Below are 20,077 nucleotides of genomic sequence, written 5' to 3'. Positions count from 1 at the left end.
TTCGCAAAATCAGGATATTAACTGCCCATGAAGGGTAAATACAAAGCCGCAATCGCGCTATTACTGCTGCTATTACTCGTGCCGCTGACGCTGCTGATGACGCTCGCCCAGTGGGTACCCACGCTCGCCGGGATCTGGCTCCCTGTTGGAACACGCATCGCGTTTGAAGAAAGCCCACGGCTCACGCGCCACGCCCTGATCATCCCCGATCTCCGCTATCTGGTAGAAGAGTGCGAAATTGCCCGTGTGGAAAACGTGACCCTGTCACACCCCAGCCGTTGGGATCTTGATATTGGCGCACTTGAACTTAACTCTGTCTGCCTGAGCAAATTACCGCAGTCAGCGTCCTCAACGGTGGCGCCGAAAACGCTGGCGCAGTGGCAGGCCATCCTGCCCAACACCTGGCTGACCATCCACCGCTTTACCCTTTCTCCCTGGCAGCAGTGGGAGGGTGAGCTGCATGCTTCACTCACGCCAGCCCGCCAGGACATCACTTATAACGGCGAGCAGGTGAGCATTAAGGGGCAGTTGCGCGGCCAGACGCTCTCCATCAGCCAGTTCGATGTGCAACTGCCGGATCAGCCGCAGCCCGTGAAGCTGATCGGTGAATTTACCCTGCCGTTGGTACCGGACGGCGTGCCGGTGAAAGGGCATACGGTCGCGACCTTTAACGTGCCACAGTTATCCTCGCTGGTCGATGCCGATCTGGACTGGGAGGACAATCAGGGCCAGCTGGTGGTCATGGCGCGGGACAACCCCGATCCACTGCTCGATTTACCGTGGCAGATCACCGCTCAGCAGTTAACCATCAGCGACGGACGCTGGAACTGGTCAGCCTCCGGTATGCCGATGAGCGGTCGCGTCGGGCTAAAAGTGGATAACTGGCAGCAGGGGCTGGAGAAAGCCACCTTCACGGGGCGGCTCAACGTGCTGACCCAGGGGGATGCGGGGAAGGGCAACGCGGTGCTGAATATCGGTCCCGGCTCGCTCAGTATGGAAAACAGCGCTATGCCGTTGCACCTGAGCGGGGAAGCCAAGCAAAACGATCTGATCCTGTATGCCAGACTCCCGGCGAAGCTGACCGGCAGCCTTTACGATCCGCAGCTTACGTTTGAACCCGGCGCATTATTGCGCTCGCGCGGGCGCATCATCGACTCGCTGGATATCGATGAGATCCGCTGGCCGCTGGCAGGCGTGAAGCTCACGCAGAAGGGCGTGGACGGCCGCCTGCAAGCCATTCTGCGGGCGCATGAAAACGAGATGGGCGATTTTGAGCTGCATCTGGACGGCCAGGCTAACGACTTTTTACCGGACAACGGTTTGTGGCAGTGGCGCTACTGGGGTAAAGGGAATTTCACGCCGATGAATGCGCGCTGGGATGTCCGGGGAACCGGGGAGTGGCGCGACAACGTTATCGAACTGACCGATCTTTCCACGGGGTTCGACAAATTGCAGTACGGTACGATGCTGGTCAGCAAGCCGCGCCTGGTGCTGGATCACCCGGTGCGCTGGTCGCGGGACCCGGATAACCCCACCTTTAGCGGCGCGCTCGCGCTCAATGCCGGGCAAACAAGCTTCTCGGGCGGAAGCGTGCTGCCGCCGTCCGTTTTGACCTTCAGCGTTGACGGGACAGACCCGACGGTGTTCCAGTTTAAAGGGAACCTGCATGCGGACGACATCGGCCCGGTCCAGGTGAATGGACGCTGGGATGGCGAACGCCTTCGCGGTCAGGCCTGGTGGCCAAAACAGTCTCTTACGGTGTTCCAGCCGCTGATCCCGCCAGACTGGAAACTGACCCTGCGCGGCGGCGAAATGTACGCACAGGTGGCTTTCTCAGCGGCCTCCGATCAGGGGTTTGAGGCCGGGGGGCACGGGGTGCTGAAAGCGGGCAGCGCGTGGATGCCGGATAACGAAATCAACGGCGTTGATTTTGTTCTGCCGTTCCGCTTAAGCCAGGGTACCTGGTCGCTGGGCACGCGCGGGCCGGTAACGTTACGAATCGACGAGGTAAAAAACCTGGTCACAGCCCGAAATATCACCGCGGATCTCCAGGGCGATTATCCCTGGACCGAAGCGAACCCGCTCCTGCTCACCAACGTGAAGGTGGAAGCGCTCGGCGGGAAAATCACCATGCAGCAGTTGAGAATGCCGCAGCACGATCCGGCTTTACTACGCGTGGATAATATTTCCTCCAGCGAACTGATAAGCGCGGTGAATCCGAAGCAGTTTGCCATGTCCGGCCCGGTGAGCGGCGCGCTGCCGTTCTGGCTGGACAATGAAAAATGGATCATTAAAGATGGCTGGCTGACCAACCCGGGGCCGATGACGCTGCGCATCGACCAGGACACGGCGGATGCCATTGTGAAAGACAACGTGGTTGCCGGGGCGGCGATCAACTGGCTCCGCTATATGGAAATTTCGCAGTCGTGGACAAAACTCAATGTGGATAATCTGGGCGTGTTAACCATGCAGGCGGCCATTAAAGGCACCAGCCGCGTCGAGGGCAAAAGCAGTTTCGTAAACCTGAATTACACCCATGAAGAGAACATTTTTACCCTCTGGCGCAGCCTGCGCTTTGGGGACAATCTGCAAACATGGTTTGAGCAACATGCGGCGATACCCCTTCTCCGCGGTTCGACAGGCAAGGAAAGTGAGGAACAACAATGAAAAAGAGGGCTGGTGTACTCACCGTGGCCGTCGTCGCGCTGCTGTCAGGCTGCACGCCGCGCATTGAAGTGGCGGCGCCCAAAGAGCCGATCACTATCAACATGAACGTGAAAATTGAGCATGAAATCCATATCAAGGTGGATAAAGACGTTGAAGCCCTGCTGAAATCCCGCAGCGATCTGTTCTGAGGATGCCATGAAACGATTAGCTCTGATGTTACTGGCGCTGGGGATGAACGTTCACGCCGCCACGCTTACGCTCAACGATGCACGTGTCCAGGGGCGCGTAGGGGAAACCCTGAGCGGCTATCTTGCGCCCGTTCAGCACGACGCTGAAACCCTGGCGCTGGTGAGCCGTATCAACGCCGCACGCACGGAAAGTTACCAGCAGTTAGCTGACAGCAATAATTTGCCCGTCGACGAAGTGGCGAAAATGGCGGGACAAAAGCTGGTGGCGCGCGCCCAGCCGGGTGAATACGTGAAGGGGATTAACGGCAAGTGGCTAAAAAAGTAACTAGCGGTAACGCTTACGGTATTCGCCCGGCGAAACCCCGAAACGCTGCTTAAAGGCGGTGGAAAAATGGCTATGGTCGGTAAAGCCCCAGCTGTAGCCAATGCCCGCGAGCTTTTCGTCATCGCTGATGGAACGCAGCGCCTGAGCGCATAAATCGAGGCGACGGTTCTTAATATACTGCGCCACCACCAGCCCTTTCCCGGCAAACATGCGGTACAAGCTCCGCACGGACATGCCGCTCTCTGAAGCTATCCACTCCGGTCTTAACGCCTCTGACTGAATATGATCATCAATCAGGGACAGAACGTGGCGGAACTGACGCTCCTTGCGCGGCAGCACCTCGTGTTGCTGCTGGAAGGCCGGACGCAGCAGACACACCATCGCCTCCAGCGCCGCTTCGCTTTCGCTGGCGCTGAGATCGGCATTGCCCATGCTCTCCTGTAGCAGTCGGTAGCTCAGCTGTACGGTAGGCAGACTGCTGGAGAGGGGCAGCGCGCACCTCACTTCCTGAAAACGCGCGTGTTGCTCAATGATTTGTCGCGGGAGCAGCAGCGAAATCTGGCGGGAACGCTCCTGCCAGTAAATGGAGCACGGGCGGGAGGCGTCAATCAGCGTGATATCCCCGGCTTTCAGCATCGCGCGCTGGTTGTCCTGTTCGATTCCGGCGCTGCCTTCCAGCTGAAACACGGTGTAGAACCAGGCGTCGTTGCCGTTTTTGATCTCCTGACGGGTGCGAAAAAGGTTAACGCCTGCGGCGGTCACCGTGCTCAGCTTCAGACTTTGGGTATAGCTGGTTTCCAGTTCGCCGAGAAACGCCCCCTCTAACGGACGTGCCGCAAAGCGCCCACAAACCTGGTTAATTTGCGCCAGCCACTGCTGAAAATTGTCCTGTTCGCTTGCACACGCCATTGATGTTCTCGCTGCACCGTCACTGTTTTCGCATTGTTGCATTTATGTTGCATTTTGTCAGGGCTACGAGGCTGACTATAGGAAAGAACACTCAACGGTTATAGCGATATAAGCGGGAATTATCACGATTTGCGGAGCCTGTCACAGCTGACAAAGCGAATGTCACACAGACAAAAGCAGGAATGCGATTCCCCTCTTAGACTGCATACACACCCTGCGAAGCATAACGAAGGAGTATCCTATGTCCGAATCACACGTCGCCATCCTGCCAGGCGTGCAGCAGTTTTTAGATCGCCAGCACGGCCTGTGGATTGAAGGGCGTCAGGCGGCATCCGACAGCGAAAAGCGCCTGAACGTCTACAACCCGGCGACCGGAGAGGTTATTGCCTCCACCGCCGATGCCAGCGTCGATGATGTCGATCGTGCGGTGATGTCTGGCTGGCGCGCCTTTGTCGCCCGAAGCTGGGCAGGGCGTCTGCCGGCAGAGCGGGAACGCATCCTGCTGCGGTTTGCCGATTTGGTGGAACAGCATGGCGAAGAGCTGGCACAGCTCGAAACCCTGGAGCAGGGGAAATCCATTAACATCTCCCGCGCCTTCGAGGTGGGATGCACCCTGAACTGGATGCGCTACACGGCAGGGTTGACCACCAAAATTGCCGGTAAAACCCTCGATCTCTCGATTCCACTGCCGCAGGGCGCGCGTTATCAGGCGTGGACGCGTAAAGAGCCGGTGGGAGTCGTGGCGGGGATTGTGCCGTGGAACTTCCCGCTGATGATTGGCATGTGGAAAGTAATGCCCGCGCTGGCGGCAGGTTGCTCCATCGTGATCAAACCCTCGGAAACCACGCCGCTCACCCTGTTACGGGTGGCGGAACTGGCGAGCGAGGCGGGGATCCCGGATGGCGTGTTCAACGTGGTGACCGGTAGTGGCGCCGTCTGTGGCGCGGCGCTAACCTCGCACCCGCGCATTGCCAAAGTAAGCTTTACCGGTTCGACGGCGACGGGCAAGCAGATTGCCCGCGTGGCTGCGGATACGCTAACGGGCGTGACGCTGGAGCTGGGCGGCAAAAACCCGGCCATCGTGCTGAAAGACGCCGATCCGGCGTGGGTAATTGAAGGGCTGATGACCGGCAGCTTCCTGAATCAGGGGCAGGTCTGCGCGGCCAGCTCGCGTATTTATATTGAGGCTCCGCTGTTCGACACGCTGGTCAGCGGCTTTGAACAGGCCGTGAAATCTCTGAGCGTCGGGCCGGGCATGTCGCCGGATGCGTTTATCAACCCGCTGGTGTCGCGCGCCCATTGCGATAAGGTTCAGGCGTTCCTGGATGAGGCGAAGGCGCACAATGCGGAGCTGATCGCCGGGAACCGGGGGCCAGACGGTAAAGGCTATTACGTTTCGCCAACGCTGGTGGTCAACCCGGATAATCATCTGCGCCTGACGCGTGAAGAGGTCTTCGGGCCGGTGGTGAACCTGGTTCGTGTGGACGACGGGGAAGAGGCGCTTCAGCTGGCGAACGACACTGAATATGGCTTAACGGCCAGCGTCTGGACGCAGAACATCAGTAAAGCGCTGGCGTATACCGACAGGTTACAGGCCGGAACCGTGTGGGTGAACAGCCACACGCTGATAGACGCCAACCTGCCGTTCGGCGGCATGAAGCAGTCTGGCACCGGGCGCGATTTCGGCCCCGACTGGCTGGATGGCTGGTGTGAAACTAAGTCGGTGTGTGTGCGGTATTAATAAAACGCCGGGTAAGGCGTAGCCGCCACCCGGCATTATTTAACGCGACCACCGATCCCGCCCGGCCTCCTTCGCCCGATACAGCGCCGCATCGGCGCGGGCGATGATTTCCGGGCCGGCCAGTCCTGGGGTATAGCCTGCAATGCCCATACTCGCCGTCACACATTCACTCACCTTCGACGCGCTGTGCGGAATGGCTGCGGTGCGCAGGCCAGCCTGGATCCGCGCGGCGACTTTCTCAGCAACGCTTTCTTCGCAGTCAAAGAGGATCACCACAAACTCCTCACCACCGTAGCGCGAAACCACATCCTCTGGCGTGCGCACCGAGGTGTTCAGCACCTCTGCCACCCTCGCGAGACACGCGTCTCCCGCCTGGTGACCATAGGTGTCGTTATACAGTTTGAAGTAATCGACATCCAGCATCAGCACCGCGAAGCGTTTGCCTTGCTCCACGGCGTTTTCCAGCACCAGCTCCATCGCCCGCCGGTTGGCCGTTTTCGTCAGCGGATCCTGATGAGCCAGCGCATCCAGCCGCGAAATTAAACGCTGATTCTGCTGGTTGCGACGCCACGCCTCTTCAAACCAGCTCAACAGGATATAGCGCCCGCACACGAGAATGAAGGTGAACACCACCCACAGCCCGGCGAAGCGATAATTAATTTCCTGATTCAGCAGCATGCTGGCAACGGGCAGGCTTATCCATAGCGGAACGGTGAAGCAGAGCAGTGCCACCGGGTGAAAATAGAGCGCGGTCATACCGGCCATCAGCAGGGTAACGAATATCGGCCAGGGATGAGGAAGCTGTATCACGTTGATAAACCAGTAACAACTTATCGACCATAGCAGGCTACACATTAACAGCACCGCGCTGACGCCGCGGATGTGGCGCCAGGCCATTATTACCAGCGCCACGGAAAGGATGACTACCCCCAGCATGGAGGCGTCTATCATCTGCCGCAGAGGCGGGCTGATATGCAGGAGGGCATCGATATGGCCGAAAAGCGAATTGCGCAGCAGGACCATAAGGGCAAAGCTGGCATTCACAAAGGCGAGCCACGGCAGGTTCACGGCCAGCCCGTGAACAACCATTGATTTACGGGTAGGCCATGTCGCAGGTTCTGGCGTTGCGTTGTGTTTTTTTTCCATTATGGTTTTCTTCCCGTCCGGTGGATAGCTCGCTAAAGCCAGGTAGTATTAACTATAAGCAGGCTCGATTATTCCTCAAATGTTTGCACAAAAAAACCGGGCATTGCGCCCGGCGTTTGCTTATTTTTGCTCGGCTTTTTTCTTGCCGAGCGTTGGCGTCTCGTCAAAGAAATTCCACGGCTTGAGCAACGTGTGCACCCATTCCGTCGGCATTATTGGCCACTCCTCGGCACGGGCGACATGGGTGGTGCCGGTGGTCATCCAGATGACGTTATCCTGGTCGTTCAGCGACTCGTTATCTTTGCTGTACTGGCCGAGGCCGGTATCGTGCGTGGAACGGTTCGGGTATTTTCCCTCCGGGTACATCTCGTCGGGATGGTAACGCGTTACCCACAGTTGTTTATCCATAAAGCTCAGGCGGTGATAAATCCACTCGTCCGGGGCAAACTTCGCGCCGGACGCTACCGGGTGTGTACCGCCCGCGTAAGGGATGATCTGATATGAGACCGGGTTGCCCATGCGGTTCTCTTTGCTGGTATTGCTCAGCAGGCGGATGGTGCCCGGGTCAAACTTCTGCGCCGCCTGCTGTTCGGTATCAATATCATACTGATTAACCTGCATGGTGCTGGTGCGCGGTCCGCCAGCGGTGTTCGGTTTGACGTCCGGATCCATGGCCACCAGCTTATTGTTGATGCCGTCCACGTCCATATCCAGACGGAAGTTGTAGATGTGCTGGTGGGTGGTACCGACAATATTATGGTCGATCAGCGTTCCGTATCGGGTGTCATCCTTCGCGGTGACATCATGCATGGTTTTCGTCTGCACGCCTTTCACCGCTTCAATGCCCGTAGCCCCTGCATCAATGCCGATAGTGCCGTTTTCGTGGAATACCCAGTCGAAGATGTAATCGTAGTTACCCACGGTGCTGACCCAGCGCACCACCAGCTCGCGGCGTTCGGTGCTGACGTTGGGTTTTCCTAATTCCTGATGCTTATATTCCGGCCCGGCGTAACGCTCGAAAATGGCGATCGCCCGGGGGATCTCCATTGGCGCGCCGGTGTAATCCGGGATGGTTTCGTTGAGCATCACGGCGTTAGACGGAACATCCTTGCCGCGCACGAGCGGGGAGGTCAGGGTACCCATGCCGTAATCGCCGGAGTCCAGGTAGGCTTTAAAGTACCAGCCGATATCCGGGTCGCCGTACGGCACAATCATGCCGCCGAGCGACCCCTGATACATCACCTGTCGCTTTTTGCCGTTGTCGTTATAGGTCACGGTGGAGATTATCGGGCCGACGCGTGAGTCCAGGCTCAGATGAAAATCCCAGTTCTGCCAGTGCACCCTATCCCCGGTGATGGTGTAGTTCTTGCCTTCCGGCTCGATAATCTCCAGCGGTTTTTTCACCGTTTCAACGCGGTCACGGCCATCATAAGGGCGCGGCGTGAGCGGCACCGGCACGACCGGGCCTTCCTCAATCTTCTGGATTTTCTTCTGCTCGAGATCCACCACCGCAACCAGGTTTTCGATCGGGTGCGCCCAGTAGTTACCGTCGCCCACGTCGAGATAGCTGATCACTTTCAGCAGGCGGTCTTCCTGTTTCAGCCCATCCTTGCCGTCAAAAAAGCCGACGGTAAGCGGGGTGGTGATCACTTTCTTCGGGTCGGTAATGCCGCGCTTTTTCAGCACGGCGGCAAACTCCGGGCTTTCATTGATGATCTGCTGCACGGTATTGAAGTCATCCAGCAGCACCATGCCGTGCGCGTCGTTGATCGGCTCCCAGCGGAGGATCTTTTTCTCCTTCAGATCCACCCGGCTTTCGATGATGTGTTTACCATCAAGCATGATGATATTGGCCTGGCGGGGCGCATCCACCGCCGTGCCGTTAAGCACAAAGTCCCAGACTTTGGCCTTTTCTGGCTCCGCCAGCGCAATCTGGGTAAAGCGGGTATTGGGTTTAAAATCCGCTGAGGCTTTCACGATTGCTACGGCCTGGTTGATTCCATCAGCCGTCAGCGCGTTTAACGGGTGGGGGCTTTTTTCAACCTGGAATGTCTGATCAAGACCGGACTGAAAGACATCGTTGATAAAGGTCTCCGGGATAAACGCCTTATTGTTCTTCATCACCACGGGCACCTGGAGCGTCAGCGGTTTGCCGTTAACGATGGCGGTATTTGCGCCGGGTTTGACCTTCACAAAGGCACCGTCTTTGACGATGGTGAACATCTGGGCGTAATCATCCCACTGCACGTCCGCGCCAAACGCCTGAAGCGTTTTGTCCATCGGGACCATATGCGCCTCGCTGCCGTGAGCGTAAACAGGGGATTGCCAGGCGCAACAGAGCGCAACGGCCATGGCCAGTGCCGTTCTACGGGCAGAAAAAGAAGAATTGCTTCCCATCGCAGACCTCATCTTGTTGTGTTTATTGTGTTGTGTCAGCGTTATCCTGACAGGCGCGCACGAAAAGCGTTTGCCTGCATCTGCCAGGTTGTTTGTCAGTCTTGCCAGGTTAAAAAAGAGCGGGGGTGCATCACACCCCCGGTCAGGTAGTTGTAGGCCGGGTAAGCGGAGCGACACCCGGCAAGAAAGAGGTGTGTCAGAAGTCACCCTGCTGGCGCGCCACCAGCGTCAGGATGGAGTAGAGCGCCACGGCCTGCTGGTGCTGGTTGAAGATCTCCACAGCCCATTCCACCACGCCGGTGGGTTTTTCCTCGGCAGTGCGCTGTTTCTTCAGCGTTTTACGTTTACAGGTCAGGCGCACCTGAATGGTATCACCCGGCTTGACCGGCTCGATAAAGCGCAGGTTTTCCATGCCATAGTTGGCAATAACCGGCCCAACCCCGGCATCGACAAACAGCCCCGCCGCGGCGGAAATCAGGAAATAACCGTGTACCACGCGCTCACCAAAAATCGACTCCGCCGCGCCAATTTTGTCCATATGGGCGTAGAAATGATCCCCGCTCAGGCAGGCAAAATTCACGATATCCGCTTCCGTCAGGGTACGACGCGGGGTCAGCAGGCTGTCGCCCGGCTGTAACTCCTCGAAGTATTTACGGAACGGATGAACGCGATCTTCCTGCACCTCCGCGCCACGGACCCACTGTTTACCGATCGCGGCGAGCATGGACGGGCTGCCCTGAATAGCCGTGCGCTGAAGATAGTGCTTCACAGCGCGCAGGCCGCCCAGCTCTTCGCCGCCGCCCGCACGTCCCGGACCACCGTGCACCAGCTGCGGCAACGGTGAACCGTGGCCGGTAGATTCTTTCGAGGATTCCTGGTTGAGGATCTGAATGCGTCCGTGGGCGCGCGCGGCACCAGCAATAAACTGCCGCGCCACGCGGGTATCTGCCGTAACCAGCGTTCCCGCCAGGCTGCCGCCGCCCGCCCGCGCCAGCTGCATGGCGTGCTCGGTGTTACGGCAGGGCATCAGGGTTGCGACGGGGCCAAAGGCTTCGGTGGCGTGAACGGCCGGGGTTTCGTCCGGCTGCGGGCAGAACAGCAGGGTGGGTGGGAAGAATGCGCCAGGCGCCTGCAAATCAGCTTTACCACCCAGACGGATCTGGCAGCCCGAGGCCAGCAGATGATCGACTTTATCCTGCACGTCAGCACGTTGCTCACTGTTGACGAGGGGCCCCATCTTCACCCCTTCCTGGGCCGGATCGCCGACGACCACGTTCTCCAGCCGCGCAATCAGCGCCTGGCTGACGGCTTCAACCTGCGCTTCCGGCACGATGATGCGGCGGATGGCGGTACATTTTTGCCCGGCTTTGGCGGTCATCTCGCGCACCACTTCGCGGATAAACAGCGTAAATTCCGGCTGTTCCGGCGTCACGTCCTCACCCAGCACGCAGCAGTTAAGAGAATCTGCTTCCATGGTAAACGGAATGGAATGTGCGACGATATTCGGGTGGACGCGCAGGCTCTGCCCGGTGCTGGCCGACCCGGTAAACGTCACCACGTCCTGGCTGTCGAGGTGGTTCAGCAGATCGCCCGCGCCACCGCAGATCAGGCTGATGGCGCCGTCCGGCACCAGTCCGCTCTCCACGATCGCTTTCACCATCGCCTGAGTCACCTGCGCGGTGGCGGTGGCGGGCTTGATGATGGCGGGCATCCCGGCAAGCCAGGTGGGCGCGAGCTTTTCCAGCATCCCCCAGCACGGGAAGTTGAACGCGTTGATATGCACCGCCACGCCGGATTTCGACGTTAACACGTGACGTGCCGCAAAGCCGCCTTCCTTCGACAGTGGGATCAGCTCATCCTCCGGCCACAGGGTATCGTCCGGCAGCTCACGGCTGCCGAGGCTTGCGTAGGTGAAGAGGGTGCCGATACCGCCTTCAATATCCACCCAGCTGTCAGCCTTCGTCGCGCCGGTCTGGGCTGACAGGGCATAAAACCGATCCTTCTGGCTCAGCAGATGTTTGGCCACCGCCTTCAGCATGGCGGCGCGCTCGATAAAGCTCATTGCGCGGAGCGCTTCTCCGCCGTGTTCAATGGCGTAACGGCGCGCGGCCGCCATATCCAGCCCTTCGCTGGTGACTTGATATAGCGTTTCCCCGCTGATGGCGTGGGTGATGGTGCGCTCGCGGCCCCGGCCTGATTGCCAGATGCCGGACAAGAAGCTGGCTAACTGCTGCATTTCTTCTCTCCAGATGTTTCGTGATTTCACTATAAATAGTTTGATCTCGAATCATAAAAATCAAGCTGAGTTTTAATGAATTGTTAACGTTGTGATCTGTATTGCTTGGCCTGACCAACAGAAAGCCTTGCGCCATCGGCCTTTCATGAAAAGGCTTGCGAGCGTCGTCACAAAATAAACAAACGCTTCTTGGGGTTATATTTAACCTTTGTGTAACTTTTAAGAAACCAAATGATTCACCATTTTGCTATTTGTGGTGATTTAACGAATCACAAAGGTGGTTATGTGACGCAAGAACAACGCTTTGAGCAACGCATCGCACAGGAGACGGCCATCGAGCCGCAGGACTGGATGCCGGATGCCTACCGCAAGACGCTGATCCGCCAGATTGGACAGCACGCCCACTCTGAGATTGTCGGCATGCTGCCGGAAGGGAACTGGATCACCCGCGCACCGACGCTGCGCCGGAAAGCCATTCTGCTGGCGAAGGTGCAGGATGAAGCCGGACATGGCCTGTACCTTTACAGCGCGGCGGAAACGCTGGGCTGCGCCCGGGAGGACATCTATCAAAAGATGCTCGACGGCAAGATGAAATACTCCTCCATCTTCAACTATCCAACCCTGAGCTGGGCCGATATCGGGGTCATTGGCTGGCTGGTGGACGGGGCGGCCATTGTGAACCAGGTGGCGCTGTGCCGTACGTCTTACGGCCCGTATGCCCGGGCGATGGTGAAGATTTGTAAAGAAGAGAGCTTTCACCAGCGTCAGGGTTTTGAGGCCTGCATGGCGCTGGCGCAGGGTAGCGAAGCCCAGCGGCAGATGTTGCAGGACGCCATCAACCGCTTCTGGTGGCCCGCGCTGATGATGTTCGGACCCAACGACGACAACTCCCCAAACAGCGCCCGCAGTCTGGCCTGGAAGATCAAACGCTTTGGCAACGATGAGCTTCGCCAGCGCTTCGTGGACAACACGGTGCCTCAGGTGGAGATGCTCGGCATGACCGTGCCGGATCCCGACCTGCGTTTCGATGAAGAGAGCGGTCACTACCGCTTCGGCGAAATCGACTGGCAGGAATTTGACGAGGTGATCAACGGGCGCGGGATCTGCAACCACGAACGTCTGGCCGCAAAACGTAAAGCCTGGGACGACGGCGCATGGGTGCGTGAAGCCGCTCTGGCCCACGCGGAAAAACAACGCGCCCGCCAGGCCGCATAAGAGGAATCAACCATGAGCAACGTTTACTGGCCGTTATACGAAGTTTTTGTCCGTTCGAAGCAGGGGCTGTCGCACCGGCATGTGGGCAGCCTTCACGCTGCCGACGACCGCATGGCGCTGGAAAACGCGCGCGATGCCTATACCCGCCGCAGCGAAGGCTGTTCCATCTGGGTGGTGAAGGCGAGTGAAATCGTCGCTTCCCAGCCGGAAGAGAGCGGGGAGTTTTTCGATCCGGCGGAAAGCAAGGTCTACCGCCATCCGACGTTTTACACCATCCCTGATGGTATCGAGCATATGTGAGGTTGGGGATGAACAACGTATCTGCTTATGCCCTGCGTCTGGGCGACAACGGTCTGGTGCTCTCACAGCGTCTGGGCGCCTGGTGCGGCCACGCGCCGGAGCTGGAAATTGACCTGGCGCTCGCCAATATCGGCCTTGATCTGCTCGGGCAGGCGCGCAATTTCCTGACCTACGCCGCTGAACGGGAAGGTAAGGGTGATGAAGATACCCTGGCCTATGGCCGCGATGAGCGTCAGTTCCGCAATTTGCTGCTGGTGGAACAGCCAAACGGCAGCTTCGCCGACACCATTGCCCGTCAGTATCTGATGGATGCGTGGAACGTGGCGCTCTACGAGCGGCTGATCCACAGCAGCGACAGTCAGCTTGCCGCCATCGCGGCAAAAGCCATTAAGGAGGCGCGCTATCACCTGCGCTTTAGCCGCGGCTGGCTGGTGCGGCTGGGGGACGGAACAGAAACCTCCGCACAAAAAATGCAGCAGGCGGTGGATAGCCTGTGGCGCTTTACGGCTGAACTGTTCGACGCTGACGAGGTCGAGCTGGCGCTAATTGATGACGGCGTGGCGGTTGATCCGCGCGACCTGCGGGACCCGTGGGAGCGCGAAGTGTTTGCTGGCCTGGCGGAAGCCACCCTCCGCGTGCCCGAAGAGGTGGCGTATCGCACGGGCGGTAAGAAGGGGCTACATACCGAACACCTCGGGCCGATGCTGGCAGAGATGCAGTATCTCCAGCGCGTTTACCCCGGCCAGCAGTGGTAAAGGAGGACGCCATGCAACGCCTCGTCGACATCGCGCCTGCACAAATCCCGCAGATTTGGGCGCTGTTAAGCCAGATCCCCGACCCGGAAGTGCCGGTGCTGACCATCACCGACCTGGGCATGGTGCGCAGCGTGAAGGCACAGGGGGAAGGCTGGGTCATCGGCTTCACGCCAACCTATTCGGGCTGTCCGGCAACGGAGCATCTGCTGGGGGCGATCCGCGAAACCCTGACCGGAAACGGCTTTAGCCCGGTACATATTGTGCTGCAACTGGAGCCCGCCTGGACCACCGACTGGATGACCGACGATGCCCGCAGGCGCCTCCGTGAATATGGCATCAGCCCGCCTGTCGGCCATAGCTGCCATGCCCACGTTCCCGCGGAGGTGAGCTGCCCGCGCTGTGCGAGCACCGATACCTCGCTTATCAGTGAATTTGGATCCACGGCCTGCAAAGCGCTCTACCGCTGCAATACCTGCCGTGAGCCCTTCGACTATTTCAAATGTATTTGAGGCTGCCATGACAACGTTTCATTCATTAACAGTGGCAAAAGTGGAGCCCGAAACCCGCGACGCGGTGACCATTACCTTCGCGGTGCCGCAGGCGTTACAGGAGGCGTACCGCTTCCGTCCCGGTCAGCATCTGACCCTGAAAGCCAGCCCTGGCGGGGATGAACTGCGCCGCTGCTACTCCATCTGCCGGAGCACCGCGTGCGGTGAGATCAGCGTGGCGGTCAAAGCCATCGAGGGCGGACGTTTTTCCCGCTATGCCCGGGACGAGATCAAACCGGGCATGGCGCTGGAGGTGATGGTGCCCCAGGGGCATTTTGGCTACCAGCCGCAGGCCGAACGCGAAGGCCATTATCTGGCGATTGCCGCCGGGTCCGGGATCACCCCGATGCTGGCGATTATGTCCGCTACGCTGGCCACTGAAGCCCACAGCCACTTCACCCTGATTTACGGCAACCGCAGCAGCCAGAGCATGATGTTCCGCCGGGCGCTGGCGGACCTGAAAGATAAATACCCGCAGCGTTTGCAGCTGATCGCCATCTTCAGCCAGGAGACGCTCGACAGCGATCTGCTCCATGGCCGCATTGACGGGGAAAAGCTCCAGGCGCTGGCAAAAACGCTGGTGAATTTCCGTCAGTACGATGAAGCCTTCATCTGCGGCCCGTCGGCGATGATGGATGAGGCCGAAGCGGCGCTGCAAGCGCTGGGTATGCCGGAAAAAGCGATCCATCTTGAGCGCTTTAACACGCCGGGTACCGCCGTTAAACGGACTGCCAGCGTGCAGGCCGATGGCCAGAAGGTCACCGTCCGTCAGGACGGGCGCGACAGGGAGATCACCCTGACGGCGGACGACGAGAGCATTCTTGACGCGGCCCTGCGTCAGGGGGCGGATCTGCCTTACGCCTGCAAGGGCGGCGTATGCGCCACCTGCAAATGCAAAGTGCTGCGTGGGAAAGTCGATATGGCGACCAACTACAGCCTGGAGCCGGACGAGCTGGCCGCAGGCTATGTGCTGAGCTGTCAGGCGCTGCCGTTAACCGCCGACGTTATCGTCGATTTTGATGCGAAGGGGATGGCATGAGCGAACTGATTGTTACCCGTCATGGCCGCGTGTTGCAGCTAACGCTTAACCGTCCGGCGGCGCGCAACGCGCTCAACAATGCGCTGCTCCTGCAAATCGCGGAGCAGCTTGAGGCCGCCGCCGCGGATGCTGAGATCGCCGTCTGCGTGATGTACGGCAACGAACGCTGCTTTGCCGCCGGGGCCGATCTCAACGAAATGGCGGAGAAAGACCTGCCCGCCACCCTGAACGATATCCGTCCGCAGCTGTGGGCGCGGATCAACGCCTTCACCAAACCGCTGATTGCCGCCGTAAACGGCTTCGCGCTGGGGGCAGGCTGTGAGCTGGCGCTGCTCTGCGATGTCGTGATTGCTGGCGATAACGCCCGTTTTGGCCTGCCGGAAATCACCCTCGGGATCATGCCGGGCGCAGGCGGCACCCAGCGGCTGATCCGCAGCGTAGGCAAATCGCTGGCCAGCAAAATGGTGCTGACGGGCGAAAGCATCACGGCGGTGCAGGCGCACAGCGCCGGGCTGGTCAGCGACGTCTATCCGGCCTCGCTGACGCTGGAGTACGCCCTGAAGCAGGCAGCGCTGATGGCGCGCCATTCGCCGCTGGCGCTACAGGCGGCGAAGCAGGCGCTTCGCCAGTCGCAGGAAGTCCCGCTTCAGGCCGGGCTGGCGCAGGAGCGTCAGCTGTTTGCGCTGCTCGCGGCCACCGACGATCGCCGGGAAGGGATCAACGCCTTTTTACAAAAACGCACCCCAGACTTTAAAGGACGCTAATTGTGGAATCTATTCTGAGCCATGTTGAGCAGGGCGTAATGACCATTACGCTGAACCGCCCGGAGCGCCTGAACAGCTTTAACGACGTCATGCACCAGCAGCTTTCCGAATGCCTGAAGCAGGCCGAGCGCGATGACGCCATCCGCTGCCTGCTTATCACCGGGGCAGGACGCGGTTTCTGCGCCGGGCAGGATCTCAACGACCGTAACGTCGACCCGAACGGCCCGGCGCCCGATCTGGGCATGTCCGTTGAGACTTTTTACAACCCGCTGGTGCGCCGCCTGGCAAAACTGCCGAAGCCGGTGATTTGCGCGGTTAACGGCGTGGCGGCGGGCGCGGGGGCGACGCTGGCCCTCGGCTGCGACATGGTGATTGCGGCGCGCTCCGCCAGTTTTGTGATGGCCTTCAGCAAGCTCGGCCTCGTCCCGGACTGCGGCGGCACCTGGCTGCTGCCGCGCGTGGCCGGACGCGCCCGCGCCATGGGGCTGGCATTGCTGGGCGATAAGCTCAGCGCTGAGCAGGCACAGGCCTGGGGAATGATCTGGCAGGTGGTGGACGACGAGCAGCTCTCCGCCACCGCACAGCAGATGGCGCTGCATTTTGCCTCGCAGCCGACCTTTGGCCTGGGCTTGATCAAGCAGGCGATCAACGCCGCCGAAACCAACACCCTCGACGCCCAGCTTGATCTGGAGCGCGACTATCAACGCCTGGCCGGACGCAGCGACGACTACCGGGAAGGCGTCAGCGCGTTCCTGGCAAAACGCGCGCCGAACTTTACGGGGAAATAAGATGGTGAATATCCATACGGTCGCCGTCATTGGCAGCGGCACCATGGGCGCCGGGATTGCCGAAGTGGCAGCCAGCCACGGTCATCCGGTTCTGGTGTACGACATTGACGCAGCGGCGATTTCCCGCGCCGTCGACGGCATTCGCCAGCGGCTGTCCTCACGCGTTGCGCGTGGAAAACTCTCTGCCGACGCCGGGGAGCAGATCCTCGCCCGCCTGACGCCGGTGACGAATATCAGTGCTCTGGCGAAAGCCGATCTGGTGATCGAGGCGGCCTCCGAGCGGCTTGAAGTGAAAAAGGCGCTGTTTACCCAGCTGGCAGAGGTTTGCCCGCCGCAGACGCTGCTCGCCAGCAATACCTCGTCCATTTCCGTTACCGCGATTGCGGCGGAGATAAACCACCCTGAACGCGTCGCCGGGCTGCACTTCTTCAATCCTGCCCCGGTGATGAAGCTGGTGGAGGTGGTCAGCGGGCTGGCGACTTCACCAGAAGTGGCCGATGCGCTGTGCGAGCTGGCGCTGAGCTGGGGAAAGCAGCCGGTACGCTGCCAGTCCACGCCGGGGTTTATCGTCAACCGCGTGGCGCGCCCGTTCTACTCGGAAGCCTGGCGCGCGCTGGAAGAGCAGGTGGCAACGCCCGAGGTGATTGACGCCGCCCTGCGAGACGGCGGAGGCTTCCCGATGGGGCCGCTTGAGCTGACGGACATGATTGGTCAGGACGTCAACTTTGCCGTGACCTGCTCCGTGTTTAATGCCTTCTGGCAGGAGCGTCGTTTTCTGCCGTCGCTGGTGCAGCAGGAGCTGGTGCTGGCGGGGCGTCTGGGTAAGAAAAGCGGGCAGGGCGTTTACCGCTGGCTGGAGGACAAACCCACCGTCAGCTGGCTCGCCCCGGTCAGCGACAGCTTCAACCCCATGCGCGTACAGCGAAGAAGTGACGGTGTCACGGAAATTGACGATCTGTTGCTGATCGAAACGCAGGGTGAAACCGCGCAGTCGCTGGCGCTGCGCCACGGCTGCCCGGTGGTGGTGGTCGACCGCATCGAGCGGGATGTGGCCGTGATAGCCGCCGCACCCGGCAACCCGCACGCCGCCACGCAGAAAGCCATTTACTGGTTGCAGCACCAGCAGAAACGGGTGGTACAGATTGCCGATTACCCCGGTCTGCTGGTCTGGCGCACGGTAGCGATGATTGCCAACGAAGCGCTGGACGCCCTGCAAAAAGGGGTCGCCAGCGAGCAAGACATCGATACCGCCATGCGCTTAGGGGTCAACTATCCCTGCGGGCCCATCGCCTGGGGCGAGCGCCTTGGTTGGCAGCGTCTGTTAACGCTGCTGGAGAACCTGCAACGTCACTACGGCGAGGAACGCTATCGCCCCTGTTCACTGCTGCGCCAGCGTGCGCTTCTGGAGAGTAGCTATGAGTCATAACGCCTGGCATAACGCCCGCGCGATGTACGACCGGGACGCCTGCGCGCAGGCGATGGGGATGGACATTCTCGACATGGGCGAGGGCTACGCGGTGGTGACCATGACCATCACCCCGCAGATGCTCAACGGGCATAAAACCTGCCACGGCGGACAGCTGTTCTCGCTGGCCGATACCGCCTTTGCCTACGCCTGCAACAGTCAGGGGCTGGCGGCGGTGGCCTCAGGCTGCGCCATCGATTTTCTGCGTCCGGGCTTTGCCGGCGATAAGCTGACCGCTACCGCGCGGGTGAAGCATCAGGGCAAACTGACCGGCGTATACGACATTGAAATTCAGAACCAACACCAGAAAACCGTCGCTCTTTTTCGCGGGAAATCGCACCGCACTGGCGGCAGTGTGACAGGAGAAGCCTGATGCGTGACGCATTTATTTGTGAGGGTGTGCGTACCCCGGTCGGTCGCTACGGTGGAGGATTATCCAGCGTGCGTGCCGATGACTTAGGGGCCGTGCCGCTGCGTGCGCTGCTGGCGCGTTACCCGCAGCTCGATCTGGAGCGCATAGATGATGTGATCTTCGGCTGCGCAAATCAGGCCGGAGAGGATAACCGCAACGTAGCGCGCATGTCATCGCTGCTGGCCGGGCTGCCGCAGACCGTTTCCGGTACCACCATTAACCGCCTGTGCGGCTCCGGTCTGGATGCCCTTGGCTTCGCGGCGCGCGCCATCAGGGCCGGGGATGGCGATCTGCTGATCGCCGGTGGCGTCGAATCCATGTCCCGTGCGCCGTTCGTGATGGGCAAAGCCACCGCGGCGTTTCAGCGTCAGGCGGAGATCTTCGACACCACCATCGGCTGGCGATTTGTGAATCCGCTCATGCATCAGCAATACGGAACTGACAGCATGCCGGAAACGGCAGAGAATGTAGCGGAATTGTTAAATATAAGCCGTGCCGATCAGGATGCATTTGCCCTGCGCAGCCAGCAGCGCACCGCGCGGGCGCAGCAGAATGGCGTTCTGGCGCAGGAGATTATCCCGGTACAGGTGGCGGGGAAAAAAGGTGCCGTAACGGAAGTGAGCGTGGACGAGCATCCGCGCGCCGAAACCACCCTTGAACAGCTTGCCGCGCTGAAAGCTCCGTTCCGCAAGAACGGTGTGGTGACGGCGGGGAACGCCTCTGGCGTGAACGACGGGGCGGCGGCGCTGATTATCGCCAGCGAGCCGATGGCGCTTGCCCAGGGGTTAACCCCGCGCACCCGCATTGTGGCCATGGCGACCGCGGGCGTCGAGCCGCGTCTGATGGGATTAGGCCCGGTTCCCGCCACCCGTAAGGTGCTGGAACGTGCCGGACTCAGTATCACCGATATGGACGTCATTGAGCTTAACGAAGCCTTCGCCGCACAGGCGCTGGGCGTGCTGCGTCAGCTGGGTTTGCCGGATGACGCGGAGCATGTGAACCCGAATGGCGGGGCGATCGCGTTAGGTCATCCGCTGGGAATGAGCGGTGCCAGACTGGCGCTGGCCGCGAGCAATGAATTGCACCGACGCGGCGGGCGCTACGCGCTGTGTACGATGTGCATCGGTGTGGGTCAGGGCATTGCCATGATCCTTGAGCGTGTTTGAGCGAACAATAATGTGA

Annotated in this window: 18 protein-coding genes; 14 read left to right on the top strand and 4 right to left on the bottom strand. The window is 59.9% G+C overall.

The window, feature by feature from the left end; all coding sequences use genetic code 11:
- The first annotated feature begins 27 nt into the window (after positions 1-27).
- Genes DD597_RS12535 through DD597_RS12525 form a run of 3 tightly spaced genes read left to right on the top strand, consistent with a single transcriptional unit; the run spans position 28 to position 3,180 of the window.
- Positions 28-2,667: a YdbH family protein gene (locus tag DD597_RS12535; protein WP_045333007.1), complete on the top strand. Its 2,640-nt coding sequence runs from the start codon at positions 28-30 to the stop codon at positions 2,665-2,667.
- Positions 2,664-2,855, top strand: a complete 192-nt coding sequence (locus DD597_RS12530; RefSeq protein WP_003857369.1) for a YnbE family lipoprotein — start codon at positions 2,664-2,666, stop codon at positions 2,853-2,855. The genes DD597_RS12535 and DD597_RS12530 overlap by 4 nt, the downstream gene beginning before the upstream one ends.
- A 7-nt stretch (positions 2,856-2,862) precedes the next feature.
- Positions 2,863-3,180: a YdbL family protein gene (locus tag DD597_RS12525; RefSeq protein ID WP_023324590.1), complete on the top strand. Its 318-nt coding sequence runs from the start codon at positions 2,863-2,865 to the stop codon at positions 3,178-3,180.
- On the opposite strand, the gene feaR is transcribed toward DD597_RS12525, so the two are convergent.
- A complete protein-coding gene (gene feaR, locus DD597_RS12520) occupies positions 3,181-4,089 on the bottom strand; it encodes a transcriptional regulator FeaR (RefSeq protein ID WP_058659954.1) in 909 nt (302 codons plus the stop codon).
- Between the two features lie 241 nt (positions 4,090-4,330).
- On the opposite strand from feaR, the gene DD597_RS12515 reads away from it, so the two are divergent.
- Positions 4,331-5,830, top strand: a complete 1,500-nt coding sequence (locus DD597_RS12515; RefSeq protein ID WP_022651146.1) for an aldehyde dehydrogenase family protein — start codon at positions 4,331-4,333, stop codon at positions 5,828-5,830.
- Between the two features lie 39 nt (positions 5,831-5,869).
- Here DD597_RS12515 and DD597_RS12510 read toward each other — a convergent pair whose 3' ends face one another.
- The 3 genes from DD597_RS12510 to paaZ form a co-directional block, all read right to left on the bottom strand.
- A complete protein-coding gene (locus tag DD597_RS12510) occupies positions 5,870-6,976 on the bottom strand; it encodes a GGDEF domain-containing protein (protein ID WP_129256243.1) in 1,107 nt (368 codons plus the stop codon).
- Positions 6,977-7,096: 120 nt separating this feature from the next.
- The gene (tynA, locus tag DD597_RS12505; protein ID WP_129256242.1) at positions 7,097-9,373 is read right to left on the bottom strand and encodes a primary-amine oxidase; all 2,277 of its coding nucleotides are present in this window, start codon (positions 9,371-9,373) and stop codon (positions 7,097-7,099) included.
- Between the two features lie 196 nt (positions 9,374-9,569).
- The gene (gene paaZ, locus DD597_RS12500) at positions 9,570-11,609 is read right to left on the bottom strand and encodes a phenylacetic acid degradation bifunctional protein PaaZ (protein WP_129256241.1); all 2,040 of its coding nucleotides are present in this window, start codon (positions 11,607-11,609) and stop codon (positions 9,570-9,572) included.
- Between the two features lie 285 nt (positions 11,610-11,894).
- Between paaZ and paaA the strand changes: the two genes are divergently transcribed.
- Genes paaA through pcaF form a run of 10 tightly spaced genes read left to right on the top strand, consistent with a single transcriptional unit; the run spans position 11,895 to position 20,061 of the window.
- Positions 11,895-12,824 (top strand): 1,2-phenylacetyl-CoA epoxidase subunit PaaA, encoded by a 930-nt coding sequence (paaA, locus tag DD597_RS12495; protein ID WP_003857355.1) that lies wholly within the window; start codon positions 11,895-11,897, stop codon positions 12,822-12,824.
- Positions 12,825-12,836: 12 nt separating this feature from the next.
- Positions 12,837-13,124, top strand: a complete 288-nt coding sequence (gene paaB, locus DD597_RS12490) for a 1,2-phenylacetyl-CoA epoxidase subunit PaaB (protein WP_003857353.1) — start codon at positions 12,837-12,839, stop codon at positions 13,122-13,124.
- A gap of 8 nt (positions 13,125-13,132) precedes the next feature.
- The gene (gene paaC, locus DD597_RS12485; RefSeq protein WP_023314089.1) at positions 13,133-13,879 is read left to right on the top strand and encodes a 1,2-phenylacetyl-CoA epoxidase subunit PaaC; all 747 of its coding nucleotides are present in this window, start codon (positions 13,133-13,135) and stop codon (positions 13,877-13,879) included.
- Between the two features lie 11 nt (positions 13,880-13,890).
- Positions 13,891-14,388: a 1,2-phenylacetyl-CoA epoxidase subunit PaaD gene (gene paaD, locus DD597_RS12480; protein ID WP_003857347.1), complete on the top strand. Its 498-nt coding sequence runs from the start codon at positions 13,891-13,893 to the stop codon at positions 14,386-14,388.
- 7 nt (positions 14,389-14,395) lie between these two features.
- On the top strand, positions 14,396-15,466 hold the full coding sequence (paaE, locus tag DD597_RS12475; protein WP_003857345.1) for a 1,2-phenylacetyl-CoA epoxidase subunit PaaE: 1,071 nt from the start codon (positions 14,396-14,398) through the stop codon (positions 15,464-15,466).
- Positions 15,463-16,230 (top strand): 2,3-dehydroadipyl-CoA hydratase PaaF, encoded by a 768-nt coding sequence (gene paaF, locus DD597_RS12470; protein WP_003857343.1) that lies wholly within the window; start codon positions 15,463-15,465, stop codon positions 16,228-16,230. Before paaE ends, paaF begins: the two co-directional genes overlap by 4 nt.
- Positions 16,230-17,018 (top strand): 2-(1,2-epoxy-1,2-dihydrophenyl)acetyl-CoA isomerase PaaG, encoded by a 789-nt coding sequence (gene paaG / locus DD597_RS12465; RefSeq protein WP_026080707.1) that lies wholly within the window; start codon positions 16,230-16,232, stop codon positions 17,016-17,018. Before paaF ends, paaG begins: the two co-directional genes overlap by 1 nt.
- 1 nt (position 17,019) lies before the next feature.
- Positions 17,020-18,444, top strand: a complete 1,425-nt coding sequence (gene paaH / locus DD597_RS12460; protein WP_127675283.1) for a 3-hydroxyacyl-CoA dehydrogenase PaaH — start codon at positions 17,020-17,022, stop codon at positions 18,442-18,444.
- The gene (paaI, locus tag DD597_RS12455; protein WP_129256240.1) at positions 18,434-18,856 is read left to right on the top strand and encodes a hydroxyphenylacetyl-CoA thioesterase PaaI; all 423 of its coding nucleotides are present in this window, start codon (positions 18,434-18,436) and stop codon (positions 18,854-18,856) included. Before paaH ends, paaI begins: the two co-directional genes overlap by 11 nt.
- On the top strand, positions 18,856-20,061 hold the full coding sequence (gene pcaF, locus DD597_RS12450) for a 3-oxoadipyl-CoA thiolase (RefSeq protein ID WP_023314093.1): 1,206 nt from the start codon (positions 18,856-18,858) through the stop codon (positions 20,059-20,061). Before paaI ends, pcaF begins: the two co-directional genes overlap by 1 nt.
- Positions 20,062-20,077 lie beyond the last annotated feature (16 nt).

The organism is Enterobacter cloacae complex sp. 677-3DZ2D5B (genome assembly GCF_004136695.1).
Taxonomy (GTDB): Bacteria; Pseudomonadota; Gammaproteobacteria; order Enterobacterales; family Enterobacteriaceae; genus Enterobacter; species Enterobacter hormaechei_C.
Note: the sequence above shows the minus strand (reverse complement) of the source record. Positions and strands in the feature narration are given on the sequence as shown.

Coding starts and splice junctions, on each gene's coding strand:
- pcaF (WP_023314093.1), top strand. CDS start 18,856: ATGCGTGACGCATTTATTTGTGAGGGTGTGCGTACCCCGGTCGGTCGC.
- feaR (WP_058659954.1), bottom strand. CDS start 4,089: ATGGCGTGTGCAAGCGAACAGGACAATTTTCAGCAGTGGCTGGCGCAA.
- paaC (WP_023314089.1), top strand. CDS start 13,133: ATGAACAACGTATCTGCTTATGCCCTGCGTCTGGGCGACAACGGTCTG.
- DD597_RS12525 (WP_023324590.1), top strand. CDS start 2,863: ATGAAACGATTAGCTCTGATGTTACTGGCGCTGGGGATGAACGTTCAC.
- paaZ (WP_129256241.1), bottom strand. CDS start 11,609: ATGCAGCAGTTAGCCAGCTTCTTGTCCGGCATCTGGCAATCAGGCCGG.
- paaB (WP_003857353.1), top strand. CDS start 12,837: ATGAGCAACGTTTACTGGCCGTTATACGAAGTTTTTGTCCGTTCGAAG.
- paaE (WP_003857345.1), top strand. CDS start 14,396: ATGACAACGTTTCATTCATTAACAGTGGCAAAAGTGGAGCCCGAAACC.
- paaI (WP_129256240.1), top strand. CDS start 18,434: ATGAGTCATAACGCCTGGCATAACGCCCGCGCGATGTACGACCGGGAC.
- paaF (WP_003857343.1), top strand. CDS start 15,463: ATGAGCGAACTGATTGTTACCCGTCATGGCCGCGTGTTGCAGCTAACG.
- paaH (WP_127675283.1), top strand. CDS start 17,020: ATGGTGAATATCCATACGGTCGCCGTCATTGGCAGCGGCACCATGGGC.
- tynA (WP_129256242.1), bottom strand. CDS start 9,373: ATGGGAAGCAATTCTTCTTTTTCTGCCCGTAGAACGGCACTGGCCATG.
- paaD (WP_003857347.1), top strand. CDS start 13,891: ATGCAACGCCTCGTCGACATCGCGCCTGCACAAATCCCGCAGATTTGG.
- DD597_RS12515 (WP_022651146.1), top strand. CDS start 4,331: ATGTCCGAATCACACGTCGCCATCCTGCCAGGCGTGCAGCAGTTTTTA.
- DD597_RS12535 (WP_045333007.1), top strand. CDS start 28: ATGAAGGGTAAATACAAAGCCGCAATCGCGCTATTACTGCTGCTATTA.
- DD597_RS12510 (WP_129256243.1), bottom strand. CDS start 6,976: ATGGAAAAAAAACACAACGCAACGCCAGAACCTGCGACATGGCCTACC.
- DD597_RS12530 (WP_003857369.1), top strand. CDS start 2,664: ATGAAAAAGAGGGCTGGTGTACTCACCGTGGCCGTCGTCGCGCTGCTG.